The organism is Oerskovia enterophila, from assembly GCF_044748475.1.
Lineage (GTDB): Bacteria > Actinomycetota > Actinomycetes > Actinomycetales > Cellulomonadaceae > Oerskovia > Oerskovia enterophila.
On the sequence record NZ_JBIVFZ010000004.1, the window covers coordinates 636790 to 651066 of the forward strand.

A 14277-nucleotide genomic window follows, 5' to 3' on the forward strand; every position below is an offset into this window, starting at 1 on the left:
TTTTTTCCCCACCCCGCCGCTCTCCCCCCCCCGCGGGGGGGGCCCCGCCCCCCCGGGCGCCGCCCCCCGGGGGCCCCCCCGGTTTTTTTTCCGGGGGGGGGGGGGCCCCCCCCCCCCCCCACTTCTGACAACTACGCGCTCGTGACGCCGGTGCTCGTCCCGACAGGAGCTCAGGTCCCGGCCAGCGGGTGACCGCTTCTCTTCGTACCGTGAAGAGGTGCCCGTCATCCCGCGGGCCGCGACCACCAGCAGACCCCAGGAGCGACGACCATGGACTGGAAGCTCGAGCTCGTCCCCGTGCCCGTGTCGGACATCGACCGGGCCAAGGCCTTCTACGTCGACCAGGTCGGCTTCAACGCCGACCACGACATCCCCGTGAACGACGACCTGCGGTTCGTCCAGCTCACCCCGCCGGGGTCGGCGTGCTCGATCGTGCTCGACGTCAACATGACCGACATGCCCCCGGGCGGGCAGCGCGGTCTGCAGATCGTGGTGCCCGACGCCGACGAGGCCCGTCAGCACCTGCTCGACCACGGCATCGACGCCCCGCCCGTCGAGGACCTGCCGTGGGGCCGGTTCACGTACTTCTCGGACCCCGACGGCAACACCTGGGCGCTGCAGCAGCTCGTCACGCCGCAGGCATGACATCGGCACGGTCCGGCCAGTGAGCCCTCCGCGAGGCGCCGCGCCCCGTGAGGCGGGCGGCGCCGTCGGGCCCGACGACGCCACGTACCCTCTCCGGGCCCGTCCGGCCGGGAGCGTCGCGGCACTCGACGAGGTGCTCGTGGCGTGCCGAGCCTGCCCCCGCCTGGTCGCGTGGCGCGAGCAGGTCGCGACCGTGAAGCGGGCCTCGTTCCGGGACGAGGTCTACTGGGCCCGGCCCGTGCCCGGGTTCGGCGACGAACGAGCGACGGTCCTCGTGGTCGGTCTGGCGCCTGCCGCGCACGGCGCGAACCGCACGGGGCGCATGTTCACGGGCGACCGCTCGGGCGACTTCCTGTTCGCGGCGATGCACCGCACGGGGTTCGCGAACCAACCGACGTCGGTGCGTGCCGACGACGGGCTGGTCCTCACGGGCATCCGTGTCACCTCGCCCGTGCACTGCGCGCCACCGGCCAACAAGCCGACGCCGCTCGAACGTCACACGTGCGCGCCGTACCTGGGGCGCGAGCTCGAGCTCGTCGGGCCGCGCGTCGCGGTGGTGCTCGGCGCGTTCGGGTGGCAGGCGCTGCTCGCGACGCTCGACGACCAGGGGTGGGTGGTGCCCCGTCCGCGGCCGCGGTTCGGGCACGGGGCCGAGGTACGGATCACGCACCCCGACGGGCGCGGCCTGACGCTGCTGGGGTGCTTCCACGTGAGCCAGCAGAACACCTTCACGGGTCGCCTGACGCCCGAGATGCTCGACGCGGTGCTGCTGCGCGCGCGCGAGCTGGGCGGCTGACCGGCGCTACGCCCGCACCGCGAGCGTGCTGGCCCCGTTCGGCAACCGTCTGACCTCGATGCGCTCGGCGATGGACTGCTTGAGCGCGTCGACGTGCGACACCACGCCGACGACGCGGCCACCCGCGCGGAGCTTGCCCAGCTCGCCGAGCACGGCCTCGAGGGTCTCGGGGTCGAGGGTCCCGAACCCCTCGTCGACGAACAGGGTGCCCAGGTCCACGCCGCCGGCCTCGGCGGTCACGACGTCGGCCATCCCGAGCGCGAGGCACAGCGACACGTAGAAGGTCTCACCGCCCGAGAGCGTGCGCGGATCGCGGGCGGCCTCGGTGCGGTGGTCGAGGACCTTCATCGCGAGCCCGGTCCGGCGCGTGCGGACGTCCTCCTTCTCGTCGGAGCGCTCGAGCTCGTAGCGCCCGTCGGACATCTCACGGAGCCGCTCGTTGGCAGCCGCGACGACGTCCTCGAACCGCCTGACCAGCACGTACGTCGCGAGCGAGAGGGCCTTGGCGTTGTCCGAGCCCGACCCGGCCGCGAGGCTCGCCATGCGGGCGACGGGGGCTGCGGCGTCGCGCTCCCGAGCCCACCCCTCCACGGCCGAGGAGATCTCGCTCGCCGCGCGTGCGGCGAGCCGGGCGCGCTGAGCGGCACCGTTGGCCTGGAGGGCGGCTCGCCGTTCGGCGGTCTCCGCCTGCCCGACGACGTCGCGCGCCCCGTCGAGGTCGACCTCCACGTCCGCGGGCAGGGTCGCGATCGACTCCTCGGCGAGCCCCTGGCGCACGCGCTCCGTGTCGGCGTCCACGGTGCGGAGCCGCCGTTCGAGGGCTTCCCGCTCGGCGGGCGGACGGGCCGCGTCGAGCGCGTGCTGCTCGTCGTCGAACCCGGACTCGGCCACGACCGTCGCGACCTCGGTTGCCCGGGCAGCCACGGCGTCGCCTGCGTGGGCCACGGCGGACTCGGCGTCGAGGAGCGCCTTCACCGCGATCCCACGGTCACGGAGGGCGGCCTCGATGACCGCGACGGGGTTGGCGGGAGAGCCCTCGTCGGCCAGCGCGTCCGGCAGGGCGGCGTCCGCGAGGAGCGGACCGGTCGCGTCGAGCTCGGCAGCGATCTCCTGGCGGTCACGCTCGATCCCCGTCGCGAGGGCGTCGAGGCGGGCGGTCTCGCCCGCGATCCGCTCGGCGAGGCTCGCGGCGAGGCCGGTCAGGGCTGCGGTCGCGGTATCGAAGTCCGTGAGCGCGGTCGCGGCCTCGGCACGCTCGGCGACCGCGGCGGCGGACTCCGCGACCAGCTCCTTGGCCGCGTCGAGCGAGCTCTGCGCGTCGTCGGTCGGCACGCCGCCCGCGGTGCGCAGGAGCCCGTCGAGCCGCTCGGCGAGCGTGGCCGCCTCGGCCGAGGCCTCGGCCACGGACTGCTCCGCGGCGCGACGAGCGGCCTCAGCCGCCTCCACCACGTCCCGCCCGACGTGCTCGGTTCCCGTGCGGGCCGGAGCAGGGTGCTCCTCGGCGCCGCAGACCGGGCAGGGGCAGCCGGGCTGCAGCTCTGCTGCGAGGTCTCCGGCGATCCCCCCGAGCCAGGCGGTCCGCAGAGAGTGCTCGGCGTCCGATGCGGCGCGCGCGGCGGCGACCGCCGAGTCCTGACGCCCGCGCGCGACCTCGAGGTCGGCGCCGGTCGCGACGGCCTGACGGGCGGCACGCAGCACCGACTCGGCCCCGAGCACCCGCTCCTGACGCTCGCCGAGACGACCGGCGGCGTCGGCGAGGGTGTCGCGGCGCGCCTCGAGCAGGGCCCGAGCAGCGGGGCGGGCCTCGAGGTCGGCGAGGGTCCGGCTGCGTTCCTCGCGGTCGCGGTCGGCCTCCTTGCGCCCGTCGACCACCTCCCGCTCACGAAGCGGGAGCGACTCGCCCAGGGGCAGCAGCCGCACCAGTCGTGCCTCGGCTGCGGACAGGCTCGACCGCAGCACCTCGAGAGCGGACACGTCGGACGCCGCCAACGACGCGGGCACGCCGGTCCGCGCGAGGAGCAGGCGCTCCTGGGCGGCTGTCTCCTCCTGCGCGGCCCGGCGCGCACCGGCGAGCACGGGTTCCACCACGGCCGCGCGACGCGCGGCCGCGAGGGCCTTCCGGTCGAGCGCCACCTGCTCGGCCGCTGCGTCCAGGGCGGCCTGCTCAGCCAGCAGTGCATCGCGGCGCGCCGCTGCTGCGCTCACCGCCCGGGCGGCCTCGAAGGCCTCCCGGGCCGCGACGAGCACGGTGTTGGCCGTGATCTCCTGCGCGCCGAGCTCTTCTGCGACCCGCTCGAGCGCGACGACGTGGCGGCGGACGAGCGTACGGACCGAGGCCCCGGGCTCGACGGGCGCGAGCGTCGGGATCTCGTCTGCTGCGAGACCCGCGATCGCGAACAGGTCGTCGTCCGGGACCGGGGTCTCGTCGACGGGCCCTGCGAGTCGTGCGTCGTCCCGCGCGGCCTCTCTCAACGCTGCAGCGTCCTCGCTCGTGAGCCCTGCCGCGCCGACGAAGTTCTCGACGGACCCCGTGGCGACCGACCTGGCCGCGGCGACCGCGCTCTGCGCCTCGCGGTTCAGGGCCGCGAGCTCGCTCTGCACCCTGTCGTAGATCTCGGTGCCGAAGACCTTCTGCAGCAGGTCGCGGCGGTGCTCGGGGTCGGCACGGAGGAAGCTCGCGAACTCTCCCTGCGGGAGCACGATGGTCTGGACGAACTGGCGGCGGTCGAGCCCGATCGCCCGGTGGATCTCGAGCCCGGCCTCGTCGAGCCTCGTCGAGAGGAGCTCGCCCGGGACGTCGTCCGCGTCAGCGCGCTCCCCGGGCGCCCCGTCCGCCGCGAGGACGGCCTGGTCCGCCCCCGCGAGCCGCCAGAGCCTGACGCCCGCCTGCTGGGTCGTGGTCCCGGTGCCGCGCTTCTTGGGGCGCTGGAACTCGGGGCTGCGCCGCACGCGGTACACGCCCGATCCGGTCTCGAACACGAGGTCGACGAAGGACTCGACCTCGGGCGGAGCGTAGGCCGACCGCAACCGGTCCTCGCTCGCGGCCTCGGAGGCGACCTTGCCGTAGAGCGCGAAGACCACGGCGTCGATGATGGTCGACTTTCCCGCACCCGTCGGTCCCTCGAGCAGGAAGATCCCTGAGGTCGCGAGCTGGGCGAAGTCGATGCGGTGGGTCCCCGCGAAGGGGCCGATGGCCTGGAGGGTCAGGGAGTGCAGGTACATCAGGCGCTCCGCTCGCTCGCGAGGGCCCGCTCGAGCGCCGTGCGCAGCGCCGCGGCCTCGGTGGGACCCGGCCCCGATCCGGTGACGTGCTGGACGAACTCGTGGGTCACCTCGAGCGGGTCACGCCCCGAGCCGACGACGGAGACCACCTCGCGCTCGGCCGTGCGCGGCGGGCGGTGCTGGACCTGGAGCGCGTGCGGGAAGCGACCACGCACGCGGGCGTACATCTCGGCGGGCCGGGACTCGTCCGTCACGAACACCCGCAGCCAGTCGTCGGTGTACGCGTCTCCGGGCGCACCGAGCAGCTCGTCGAGCGTGCCGCTGACCTCGCTGAGCCGTCGCGGCACGGGGGCGGGGACGAGCTCCGCCCGGGCCTCGCCGGTCGCGTCGAGGTCCAGCAGGACCGTCGACTTGTTCTGGTGCATCTCCGAGAACGAGTACGCGAGCGGCGACCCCGAGTACCGGGCCATGGTCGCGCCTGCACCGCCCTGGCCTGTGGTTTCACGTGAAACATCGCTCGGCACGCTGACCTTCTGGGGGCCGTGCAGGTGGCCCAGGGCCACGTAGTCGACCCCGACGCCGCCGAACACCCCCGCGGGCACCGAGTCCACGCCGCCGACCCGGATGTCCCGCTCAGACTCCGAGGCCTGCCCGCCGACCACGAACGCGTGCGCCATCACGACGTTCCGCACGCGTTCGCCCTGGCCGGCCGCCCGACGAGCCGCCACGTCGGCTGCGATCCGCCGCATGGCCGCGGCCGTCACGGCCTCGTGCGAGCGGGGCAGAGGTCGCCTCTCGGCGGCGGGTGCGGTCGGCGGGGGCGCGTCGTGCGCCTCGGGTGCGTCCGGCTCCCCACAGCCACAGCCGTCCGCGAGCTCCCACCGGACGGCGTCCGGGTCGAGGTAGGGCACGGCATAGACCGCGACCTGCCCACCCGAACCACCGCGCGAGGCGGGGTCCAGGAGCACCGGTGCGCCGACGTCGGGAACACGGGTCCGGAAGTGGACCCCCGGACGCATGAGCGACGCCCCGAACCCCAACCGGATCGCCGAGTCGTGGTTTCCCGGCGTCAGCACGACGTCCGCGTGCTCCGCGAGCCGCGCGACCGTGTCCGACAGGAGGTTCACGGCGTCGACCGGCGGGATCGCCCGGTCGTACACGTCCCCCGCGACGAGGACCGCTCCCACGCCCTCCGAACGCACCACCTCGACCAGGTGGTCCAGGTACGCCGCCTGGTGGCCCAGCAGGTCGACGCCGTGCAGCGTCCGGCCGAGGTGCCAGTCCGAGGTGTGCAGGATGCGCATGGTCCGAACCGTAGCCCGAGCCACCCACAGCACGGCAGGTGCCGAGGCGTGACACGCGCTCGGGCCGCACCCACCCGCGCGCTACGCTCCTCGTTCACACCGATCAGCACCGGAGGCCCCGTGGACCGCAGGACCCTGGACGTCGCCGTCCCCGTCACGTTCGGCCTGCTCGTGGCCTCCTCGGCGATGTGGTTCAGCGCCGCACAGTTCCCGATCATGATGGTCGGGGGCGTGCTCGTGGGCCTGTACTTCTCGGCGTTCCGGCAGAAGCTGCCGCACGAGCTCCCCGCCCCGGACAAATCGCTGCGGATCGAGCCACCCGTCAGTGACCGGATCGAGCCCGCACGGCCCGCCGACGCGGGCGCCCCGTGGGGCACCCCACCCGCGGTCGAGGACCGCCGCGACGACGCCTAGGACCCCGCGGAAGCCGTCCGCACGACGGGGATGGTGCCGGCCATGCCGATCATCTCGAGCAGGTCCTCGAGCGTGCTCGTCGGATCCTGCAGGACCACGGGGCGTCCGTCCTCGGAGCCCAGCATGTAGACCTGCAGGATGAAGGCGATGCCCGAGGAGTCGATGAAGGTCACCCGACCGACGTCGATCGTCACGGGACCTGGGTGCGTGATGACCTGCGCCATCGCGTCGCTCGCGCGGTCCCGCAAGGCTGCGTCGATCTCTCCCCACAGCGTGATGAGAGACCCCTCCGGGGTCGCCTCGTAGGTGATGCCTGCGTCCAAGGTGCTGGGGATGGTCATGCTTTCTCGTGCTCCGTCAGTCGGTGAGGCTGGTCCTCGCGGACCGTCCTCCTGGTCAACGATCGGGCAATGAACGGTGTTCCCGGGGTCGGGGCCGTGATGGTCAAACCCTGTGAGGCTAGACCGGCTCGGTCACGTCCGCGACCTGCGCGCCCAGGACGGCGGCAAGTCGCGCCCCGTCGACGGTCGCCGCGACGCCGAACGCGCCCCCGCCGATCGAGACGAGCGGCGAGGCGCCGTCGGGCTCACCGAGAAGGTCCGCCCCTCCCTCGTCCTGCCCGACGACGTCCCCCGCCTCGCGGAAGACGACGCGCGAGTCCGCGACGACCGGCCACGCGGTCGTGGAACCGAACGGCGTGATGGTGCCGCGCTCGTACCCGGTGACCTCGCGGGCGACGTCCTTGTCCGGCATGGACAGTCGCGAGACCCCCAGGAGAGACCTGAGCTTGGGCCACGAGATGGTCCGGTCGCCGGGCACCAGGACGAACAGGTAGTCGTCGTCACCGCGGCGGACCACGAGCGTCTTGACGATGTTCGCCGGGTCGATCCCCCGCGCCTCCGCCGCCTCTTCGAGGGAGCCCACCGGGCCGTGCCGGGTGATCGTGAAGTCGATCCCGGACGCCTCGAGTGCGGCGCGTGCTCGCTCTTCGCTCATTCCTCAGACCCTAGGCCCCGCCGCCGACACCCACCGCCCGAGGGAACGGCCCGCACAGTTCGTCCACGTCTCCTCCCCTCGTCGTCCGCGCTGGCCAGCGGTCGCGGTCCCGTACGCACGGTGCTTGCATCGGAGGGACGTCCCGCCGCCCCGACCCGAGGAGCACGATGCAACCGGAACCTCCCCCGCTCCTGCGGCCCGAGCGTCGCGGACGCTTCGGGATGGATCGCGTCGGGTCGGTCGCGACGACCCTCGTGCTGCTGGCCATGGTCGCCCTGTGGCTCGTCCCGACCGCCGTCGACGAGGGCACCCCGCCCACCGAGACCGAGATCCCCGCAGGGAGGATCGTGACGGTGTCCGACGGCGCCTCGACCGCGACGATCCGGTTCCCCGAGGGGTGGTCCACGACGGCCGACATCAGCCCGTCGGGCGACGCGAGCGAGTCGACGTTCGAGGGCGCGAGCCTCACCGTGGACCGCGCCGGCGTCGGCGTCCAGATCGAGGTCGCCTCGGGGGTCGAGAACGCGAACGTCTTCTTCACGCGACGGGCCCGGCTCGCCGAGCTCTCGACCGGCACGAGCCTGTACGACGCCCGGATCGTCTCCGAGGGCGACCCGGCCGAGGTCTCGGGCGTCTTCCGGTCGGACGGCCCCGCCGCGGCAGCGCTCACGGTCAAGGTCACCCGGCAGTACGCCCAGGGAGGCGTCTCGATCCTCGCGTACGGGACCTCGTCGGACCTGCAGGCGCAGGCCGAGGCCGTGGCCGCGCTCGTGAAGGCGGTGACGATCTCGTGACCGACCACCTCCGCAACGTTCCCGTGGTCCTGCCCACGGGCGCTCCCGCACGACGGCGGCGTGGCCTGTTCCCCCACTACCAGTGGGCGACCTGGCTCTACTGGGCCTGTCTGGTCGTGACGGGGTTCTCGATGCTCCGGACGGCCCGCCAGGACGCGCTGCTCACCCCGGAGGGCCTCGGGATCGGGGTGCTGCTCGCCGCGCTCGTCACGCTGCTGCTCACGGCGATCATCCGGCGACTCGACCTGTTCGAGGACGAGCCGGGCCCCCTGCTGCTCGCGGCCTACGCGTGGGGCTTCGTGGCCGCACCGACCATCGTCGTGGTCGCGAACGACCACCTGATCTCCGCGCTCGAGCGCGTCGGCCTGGCCTCTTGGTCGGCTGCCCTCGCGGGGCCGACCGACGAGGAGCTCATCAAGGTCCTCGGTGTGGTCCTGGTCCTCTACGCGGGGCGAGCGCACGTGACCCGACCGCTCAACGGGCTGATCTACGGAGCCATGGTGGGCCTGGGGTTCGAGGTCAGCGAGAACATCAGCTACATCGTGCAGGGCGCGATCATGGACCCGAACTCCGACGCCGTGGGCGCGCTCCAGGTCGGGCTGAGCAGGGTCCTGATCGGGTTCGGCGCGCACGTGATGTTCAGCGCGATCGCCGGGTTCGGCGTGGCCTACGCGCTCACGGCGTTCCGCATCTCCGTGGCCCGGCGCATCGGCGTGGCCCTCGGGGCGTACCTGCTCGCCTGGGCTCTGCACTTCGCGTGGAACGCCCCCGAGATCTTCTTCTCGTCGTCCGAGACCGGCGCCTTCGCGTCGGTCTTCCTCAAGTACGTGGTCCTGATCCTCGCGTTCGTCCTCGTCTTCCGGTACGCCCGGAGCATCGACCACCGCTGGTTCGAATCGGTCCTCGCCGACCAGCCCGCGGACGTCGTGACGCCGGGCGAGATGGAGGCGCTGCGGTCCGTCCACGCGCGGCGGGCGGTGCGCAAGGCAGCCCGACGCGCGGGCGGCGCGGCCGAGAGCCGCCGGCTCGCCGACCTGCAGGAGGCCCAGCTCCGGCTCGCGACCCTGCTGGGCATCTACCCTGACGGGTCGCCGCCGGTCGAGGTCCAGAAGCAGGTCGTCCACGAGATCCGCTCGCGGCTGACCGTGCCCGTCGAGGTGCCGGCCTAGCCTCCGCGCGGCTCGGTCGAGCGCCCGAGCCGGGGAGCCGCCGGGTCCCCCCGAGCTCCCTGCGCGCAGCCGTCAGCCGAGGTGCACCACGTCGCCCTTCCAGGTCCGCCGCAGCCACCGGTCGTGCGAGGCGACCACCACGGCCCCCGGCCACGTCTCGACCGCGGCCATGAGCTCCTCGGCGAGCGCGAGCGAGATGTGGTTGGTCGGCTCGTCGAGCAGCAGCACGTCGGGGGCCTGCGTCACGAGCATCGCGAGGACCACGCGACGCCGCTGGCCCACGCTCAGCATCCCGAGCGGTCGGTCCAGGTCGCGTGGTGCGACGAGGCCGTGCGCGTTCACGAGCGGGCGGTCGGCGGGGTCCTGACCCGTGATGAGGGCGAGCAGGTCGCGCGGGGTGCGTTCGTCGTCGTGCAGGCGGACGTCCTGCTCCAGCAGGGCGACCTCGACGCCTCGCGCACGCCCCACGGTGCCCGACGTCGGCACGAGGTCGCCCGCCAGCACGTGGAGCAGCGTCGACTTGCCCGAGCCGTTGGCCCCGGTCACGAGGAGCTTGGCGCCCGGCGCGAGGTCGATCGACGGCACCCCCGCGGCTCGCAGGTCGAGGCGGGGACGGCCGGGCGTCGCGGGGTCGGGCTCGGTCGCCCCTCCCTGCACGACGACGTCACGCGCCCAGAGCGCCAGGCCGTCGGTGCCGTTCGACGCCCCCTGGGAGCCGCGCCGACCGCCCGACCGCCCGGGCGACGAGCTCGTCGCACGCTCGCGCACGAGGTGCGGCGGCGCGAACCGCAGCGGCTCCGGGGGCTTGCGCACCTGCTCCGCCTCGAGCGTGTCGAGGCGCTGCTGGGCGTTGCGCACGCGCCGGGAGACCTGCGACTGCACGCGCTCGCCCTTGGCGTCGTAGAGCAGCTTGGACTGGTTGCCGCGCTCACGGTTGTGCGAGACGTTGCGGGCCGTGGTCGCGACCGACCGCCGCAGCGCCTTGAGCTCGTCCTGCTCGGCCGCGAACTGCTGCTCCCAGCGGGCACGCTCGACGCGCTTGGCCCGCAGGTAGTCGCGGTAGGTCCCCGCGTACAGCGTGCCGCCCGTGCGGCCCGCGGAGCTGGCCTCCTGCGAGGGGTCGAGGTCGAGGATCTCGGTGCAGACCTCGTCGAGGAACACCCGGTCGTGGCTCGCGAGGAGGACGGCCCCGGGCAGCGCGCGAAGCGCTGTCGCGAGGAACTCGGCGGCCTCGTCGTCCAGGTGGTTGGTCGGCTCGTCGAGCAGGAGCGCGCCGGGCTGGCGGATGAGGAGCGCAGCGAGGCCGAGGCGCGTGCGCTGACCGCCCGAGAGCCGCGCGACCAGGCGGCCGCGGTGGATCAGGTCGAGGCCCAGGCCGGCCAGCGCGCGGGACGCGCGGGCGTCTGCCCCCCACACGTCCGACTGCTCGGCGCGCGCGAGGGCCAGGTCGTAGGCCGCGGTGAGGGCATCGACGTCGGCGGACCCGTCGTCAGAGCTGGGCCGGGCTGCACTCCGGCCAGGTTCTGACAGCTCAGCGAGGGCCGCAGCCGCCGCCTCGAGCTCACGCTCGATCTCCCGGACCCCCGCGAGGGCGTCCTCGACGACCTCGCCGACGGTCGTCGTCGGACCGTAGGGGAACTCCTGGTGCAGGTAGCCGAGGTCGGCCGGTCGGGTGACGACTCCGGAGTCGGGGTCCTCGACCCCCGCGAGGAGCCGCAGCAGCGTCGACTTGCCGACGCCGTTCTCACCGACCAGGCCGGTCCGGTGGCCGGGGTCGACGGCGAGGCTCACCCCCGCCAGGACAGTGCGGTCGCCGTAGGACTTGGTGAGGTCCGTGGCAGTGAGGAGGGACGGAGAGGCATGGGGCATGGGGTCACCTGACTGGAAGGGCGCCACGGCGGCACAGGAGGCTGCCTGCCGACGTCGAGCGCTGCCGGGACGCGACGAGGTCGTCACGTCGCGGGGCGACGTCGGGGCGCGAGAGGAAGGGGGTCTCGCGGGCAGGCTCAGATCCACATGGCCCCCACCCTACGCGGTCGCCTCGGCGCCCCGCGACCGCATTGTCGGGCTGCTCCCGCCGCCTGCGTCCACTCCCACCCTCTCGTCCCCGGCGCCCCTGGAAGGCACAGGCAGGTGGGACGCGAGCGGCGCGCGTCCCCTCGCAGGGACGCGCGCCGCTCGTCGTGCGGTCGTCACGGGGTCGCCGTGGGCTCCTGGGTCGCGAAGGCCGTCGACGTCGGGTCGGAGGTCGGTGTCGCAGTGGGGGTCGGGTCCGGCGTCTCGGTCGGCGGTGCCGTCGTCGGCGGGTCCGTCGTCGGCGGGTCCGTCGGCTTCTCGGTCGGCGGTGCCGTCGTCGGCGGGTCCGTCGGCTTTTCGGTCGGCGGCGCCGTCGTCGGCGGGTCCGTCGGCTTCTCGGTCGGCGGCGCCGTCGTCGGCGGGTTCGTCGGGGTCGGCGGGTTCGTCGGGGTCGGCGGGTCCGTCGGCGCGGGTGTCGTGGGCGTCGGGTTCGGCGTGGGGGCCGGGCTCGGCGGCGTCGTGGGCGGGGTCGTCGGCTTCACGGGAGGAGTCGACGGCGTCGCGGGGTCTCCCCCGGTGTAGCGGTCCGGCATGGCACCCGCCGCGTAGAACTCGAAGTGCCAGGGCTCGGGCTTGCGACCGTCGAGCCGCGCCCACGACGGGTTGTCCCACCCGTAGTCCGGTGCGTGCAGCCGCATCCACAGGTACTCGGCGCTGCGGCCCGTCGAGACGGGCTGCCCGACGTCGATCGCCAGGCCCCAGCCGTGCTGCGAGGTGCCCGGCACGGCGGCGAGGTACGGCTTGGCGGCCTTGACCGCGACCTGCGCGTCGTAGCTGCGGTACGAGTCGGTGATGCGGAGCGGCTTGCCGAACTCCTTCTGGTACTCGACCGCGAGCGCGTTGAGCTGCTCGGCGGCGTCGCAGCGCAGGCTGTGCCCGGAGGCGAAGTCGAGACCGCAGAGCACCGAGTCCGGCAGGAGTCCGTTGCCGTACTGCGCGGTGCTGTCGGCGTACTTGGCCACCACGGCCGCGAGCTGGTCGGCGAGCGTGCCACCGGTTGCGGCCGTGATGCCTGCTGCCGGCAGGACGTCGCCGGGCGCCAGCGCGTAGGACGGTCCCATGAGCTCTGCGAGCCGGGTCGCGGCGACGACGACGTCGTCGAGCGTCACCAGGTCGTCGTGGTCGGGGGCGTCCTCGTCGGTCGGGTCGTCCGTGAGGTCGCCGGGGAGCGGCTGCCCGTCCTCGACCGTCCCGTCGGGAAGGATCGTGTCGTCGGGCGCCGCGGCGCCGTCCGGGACCGTGCCCGACGGCGCGTCCCCGCCTGCCGCGTCCGGCGCGGCCGGGGCCGTGGGCTCGGGCTCGGGCGGGACGGGAGCGAGGTCGGTCGCCAGGGCGTCCGCCGCGCCGGCTGGCACGTCCCCCGCGGGCAGGCCGGACGACAGGCTGTGCGCTGCCGCGGCGGCGTCCACGACCTCGGCGGGTGCCTGTGCGGGAGCCGGCCCCTCGATCACACCGGAGGAGCCCGGAGCCGCAGGGTCGTCGGGAACGACCGGAGCCAGCGGAGACAACGGTGCAGGGGCAGGCGGGGTGGCCAGGCCGTCCGGGAAGAAGCTCCCCGCCCCGCTCGTGCCTGTCCCGCCGCTCGTCCCTGGAGCGCTCCCACCGGCGGCAGCCTGCTGCGCCTGGTAGGTGGCGAGCAGCATCCCGAGCTCCGAGCGGGCCTGGAGCACGCCGTCCGGGACCTCCGCCTCGGTCGCGATGTACTCGTCGGAGCGGTCGACCGCAGCGACGACCCGTTCGAGCTGGACGTCCTCGTGGGGCGGTTCGTAGGCGGCGGGGAGCACGCCGAACGCCGCACCCGGGGTCGGGGTCTCCGGCGCGGCGTACTCGACCGACCAGGACTCACGGTGCGTGATCGACGACCCCACGAACCCGACGGTCATGACCGACCCGAGCACGAGAGTGGTCGACAGGATCCACGGGACGGCACGGGACGCGGGACGCGGGCGGGCGCTCGCCACGCGGCACGGAGGCGTCGTGGCAGAAGGAGGAACAACCGGAGCGTCGGTCGCCACCACGGGGTCGACGCGGACGGACGAGCCGGTGACGGGACCTGCCTCGTCGTGCGGGCTCACTGCTGCTCCCGCAGGGCGGCGTGAACGCACACGGTGCGTCGGCAAGGTCACCACGAGACTCCAATTGTCCGGTCTTGCGTCTTTCGACGTAGCGAGGCTATCGCGAGAAAGGCCAAACTCAAGCCTGGACGACGAACGGCGTGTACGCCACCCCTCCTGGATGAACACTGAGGGTGACTTCTCAGGTTGCGCGAGCACAATGGGCGCATGGACACCTCGAACCCGTTCCAGGCGCCCCCCGCGCAGCGCACCCGACGCACCCGCCGGAGTGCCGCCGTCGGGCTCGCGCTCGTGCTGTCCACGTCCCTGCTCGGCGCCTGCGGCGACGACGGGAGCATCACCCTGCCCGAGTTCACCATCACGAGCGACCAGCTCGACCAGCTCCTGAACGACGCCAAGGCCCAGGCCGAGACCATCGGTGCCGACGTGCAGTCCCTCGTCGACGGGCTCGGCTCCCTGCCCGAGGACAAGCGCGCCCAGGTCGAGGAGGCCGTGACCTCGGCGCAGACCGCGTCGCAGGACCTCCAGGCCGCGATCGACGAGGCCGCGACCGCGAGCGAGGACGCCAAGGCGGAGGCGGAGCAACGTGTCGCCGAGGCACGCACCCGGCTCGACGAGGCCTCGGCGCGGCTCCAGTCCGCGTCCGACGCGGTCGAGTCCGCCGACCAGGCCGTGAGCTCGAAGCTCGACGAGCTCCGCACGGAGGTCGACAAGCTCTCGGCCGACGTCGAGGACGCCACGTCCTGACGGCCGTGTCGCACCCCGCCGGGCGAGGAGCCCGCGGGG

The 14277-nt window shown here is 73.9% G+C and carries 12 protein-coding genes; 6 read left to right on the forward strand and 6 right to left on the reverse strand.

From position 1 onward, the window contains the following. The first annotated feature begins 270 nt into the window (after positions 1–270). Together ACIPWA_RS15680 and ACIPWA_RS15685 are read left to right on the forward strand one after the other, a co-directional pair. Positions 271–645: a VOC family protein gene (locus ACIPWA_RS15680; protein WP_400291482.1), complete on the forward strand. Its 375-nt coding sequence runs from the start codon at positions 271–273 to the stop codon at positions 643–645. 19 nt (positions 646–664) lie between these two features. Beyond that, a complete protein-coding gene (locus ACIPWA_RS15685; protein ID WP_400291484.1) occupies positions 665–1441 on the forward strand; it encodes a uracil-DNA glycosylase in 777 nt (258 codons plus the stop codon). A gap of 6 nt (positions 1442–1447) precedes the next feature. Here the strand turns inward: ACIPWA_RS15685 and ACIPWA_RS15690 are convergent, their stop codons facing one another. Then, positions 1448–4663 carry an AAA family ATPase gene (locus ACIPWA_RS15690; RefSeq protein WP_400291486.1) on the reverse strand — a complete coding sequence of 1072 codons (3216 nt, stop codon included), beginning with the start codon at positions 4661–4663 and terminating at the stop codon, positions 1448–1450. Then, positions 4663–5967 carry an exonuclease SbcCD subunit D gene (locus ACIPWA_RS15695; RefSeq protein WP_400291488.1) on the reverse strand — a complete coding sequence of 435 codons (1305 nt, stop codon included), beginning with the start codon at positions 5965–5967 and terminating at the stop codon, positions 4663–4665. Before ACIPWA_RS15695 ends, ACIPWA_RS15690 begins: the two co-directional genes overlap by 1 nt. 120 nt (positions 5968–6087) lie before the next feature. On the opposite strand from ACIPWA_RS15695, the gene ACIPWA_RS15700 reads away from it, so the two are divergent. Continuing rightward, on the forward strand, positions 6088–6381 hold the full coding sequence (locus tag ACIPWA_RS15700) for a hypothetical protein (protein WP_400291490.1): 294 nt from the start codon (positions 6088–6090) through the stop codon (positions 6379–6381). On the opposite strand, the gene ACIPWA_RS15705 is transcribed toward ACIPWA_RS15700, so the two are convergent. Together ACIPWA_RS15705 and ACIPWA_RS15710 are read right to left on the reverse strand one after the other, a co-directional pair. Beyond that, the gene (locus tag ACIPWA_RS15705; RefSeq protein ID WP_068626372.1) at positions 6378–6722 is read right to left on the reverse strand and encodes an STAS domain-containing protein; all 345 of its coding nucleotides are present in this window, start codon (positions 6720–6722) and stop codon (positions 6378–6380) included. The two genes, ACIPWA_RS15700 and ACIPWA_RS15705, sit on opposite strands and share 4 nt — an antisense overlap. A 118-nt stretch (positions 6723–6840) precedes the next feature. Continuing rightward, positions 6841–7377 carry an aminoacyl-tRNA deacylase gene (locus ACIPWA_RS15710; protein ID WP_400291492.1) on the reverse strand — a complete coding sequence of 179 codons (537 nt, stop codon included), beginning with the start codon at positions 7375–7377 and terminating at the stop codon, positions 6841–6843. Between the two features lie 167 nt (positions 7378–7544). On the opposite strand from ACIPWA_RS15710, the gene ACIPWA_RS15715 reads away from it, so the two are divergent. Both ACIPWA_RS15715 and ACIPWA_RS15720 read left to right on the forward strand, forming a co-directional pair. Then, a complete protein-coding gene (locus tag ACIPWA_RS15715; RefSeq protein ID WP_400291494.1) occupies positions 7545–8171 on the forward strand; it encodes a hypothetical protein in 627 nt (208 codons plus the stop codon). After that, on the forward strand, positions 8168–9340 hold the full coding sequence (locus tag ACIPWA_RS15720) for a PrsW family intramembrane metalloprotease (protein ID WP_400291496.1): 1173 nt from the start codon (positions 8168–8170) through the stop codon (positions 9338–9340). Before ACIPWA_RS15715 ends, ACIPWA_RS15720 begins: the two co-directional genes overlap by 4 nt. A 72-nt stretch (positions 9341–9412) precedes the next feature. Here ACIPWA_RS15720 and ACIPWA_RS15725 read toward each other — a convergent pair whose 3' ends face one another. After that, positions 9413–11209 (reverse strand): ABC-F family ATP-binding cassette domain-containing protein, encoded by a 1797-nt coding sequence (locus ACIPWA_RS15725; RefSeq protein WP_400291497.1) that lies wholly within the window; start codon positions 11207–11209, stop codon positions 9413–9415. Between the two features lie 323 nt (positions 11210–11532). Next, positions 11533–13377, reverse strand: coding sequence for a M15 family metallopeptidase (locus tag ACIPWA_RS15730; protein WP_400291499.1), 1845 nt, complete (start codon positions 13375–13377; stop codon positions 11533–11535). A 321-nt stretch (positions 13378–13698) separates the two neighbouring features. On the opposite strand from ACIPWA_RS15730, the gene ACIPWA_RS15735 reads away from it, so the two are divergent. Then, positions 13699–14238: a hypothetical protein gene (locus ACIPWA_RS15735; RefSeq protein ID WP_400291500.1), complete on the forward strand. Its 540-nt coding sequence runs from the start codon at positions 13699–13701 to the stop codon at positions 14236–14238. Positions 14239–14277: the final 39 nt, after the last annotated feature.

Excerpts from the sequence above, each read along its gene's own strand:
- ACIPWA_RS15735 (WP_400291500.1), top strand. The coding sequence starts at position 13,699 with ATGGACACCTCGAACCCGTTCCAGGCGCCCCCCGCGCAGCGCACCCGA.
- ACIPWA_RS15710 (WP_400291492.1), bottom strand. The coding sequence starts at position 7,377 with ATGAGCGAAGAGCGAGCACGCGCCGCACTCGAGGCGTCCGGGATCGAC.
- ACIPWA_RS15705 (WP_068626372.1), bottom strand. The coding sequence starts at position 6,722 with ATGACCATCCCCAGCACCTTGGACGCAGGCATCACCTACGAGGCGACC.
- ACIPWA_RS15690 (WP_400291486.1), bottom strand. The coding sequence starts at position 4,663 with ATGTACCTGCACTCCCTGACCCTCCAGGCCATCGGCCCCTTCGCGGGG.
- ACIPWA_RS15715 (WP_400291494.1), top strand. The coding sequence starts at position 7,545 with ATGCAACCGGAACCTCCCCCGCTCCTGCGGCCCGAGCGTCGCGGACGC.
- ACIPWA_RS15725 (WP_400291497.1), bottom strand. The coding sequence starts at position 11,209 with ATGCCCCATGCCTCTCCGTCCCTCCTCACTGCCACGGACCTCACCAAG.
- ACIPWA_RS15680 (WP_400291482.1), top strand. The coding sequence starts at position 271 with ATGGACTGGAAGCTCGAGCTCGTCCCCGTGCCCGTGTCGGACATCGAC.
- ACIPWA_RS15695 (WP_400291488.1), bottom strand. The coding sequence starts at position 5,967 with ATGCGCATCCTGCACACCTCGGACTGGCACCTCGGCCGGACGCTGCAC.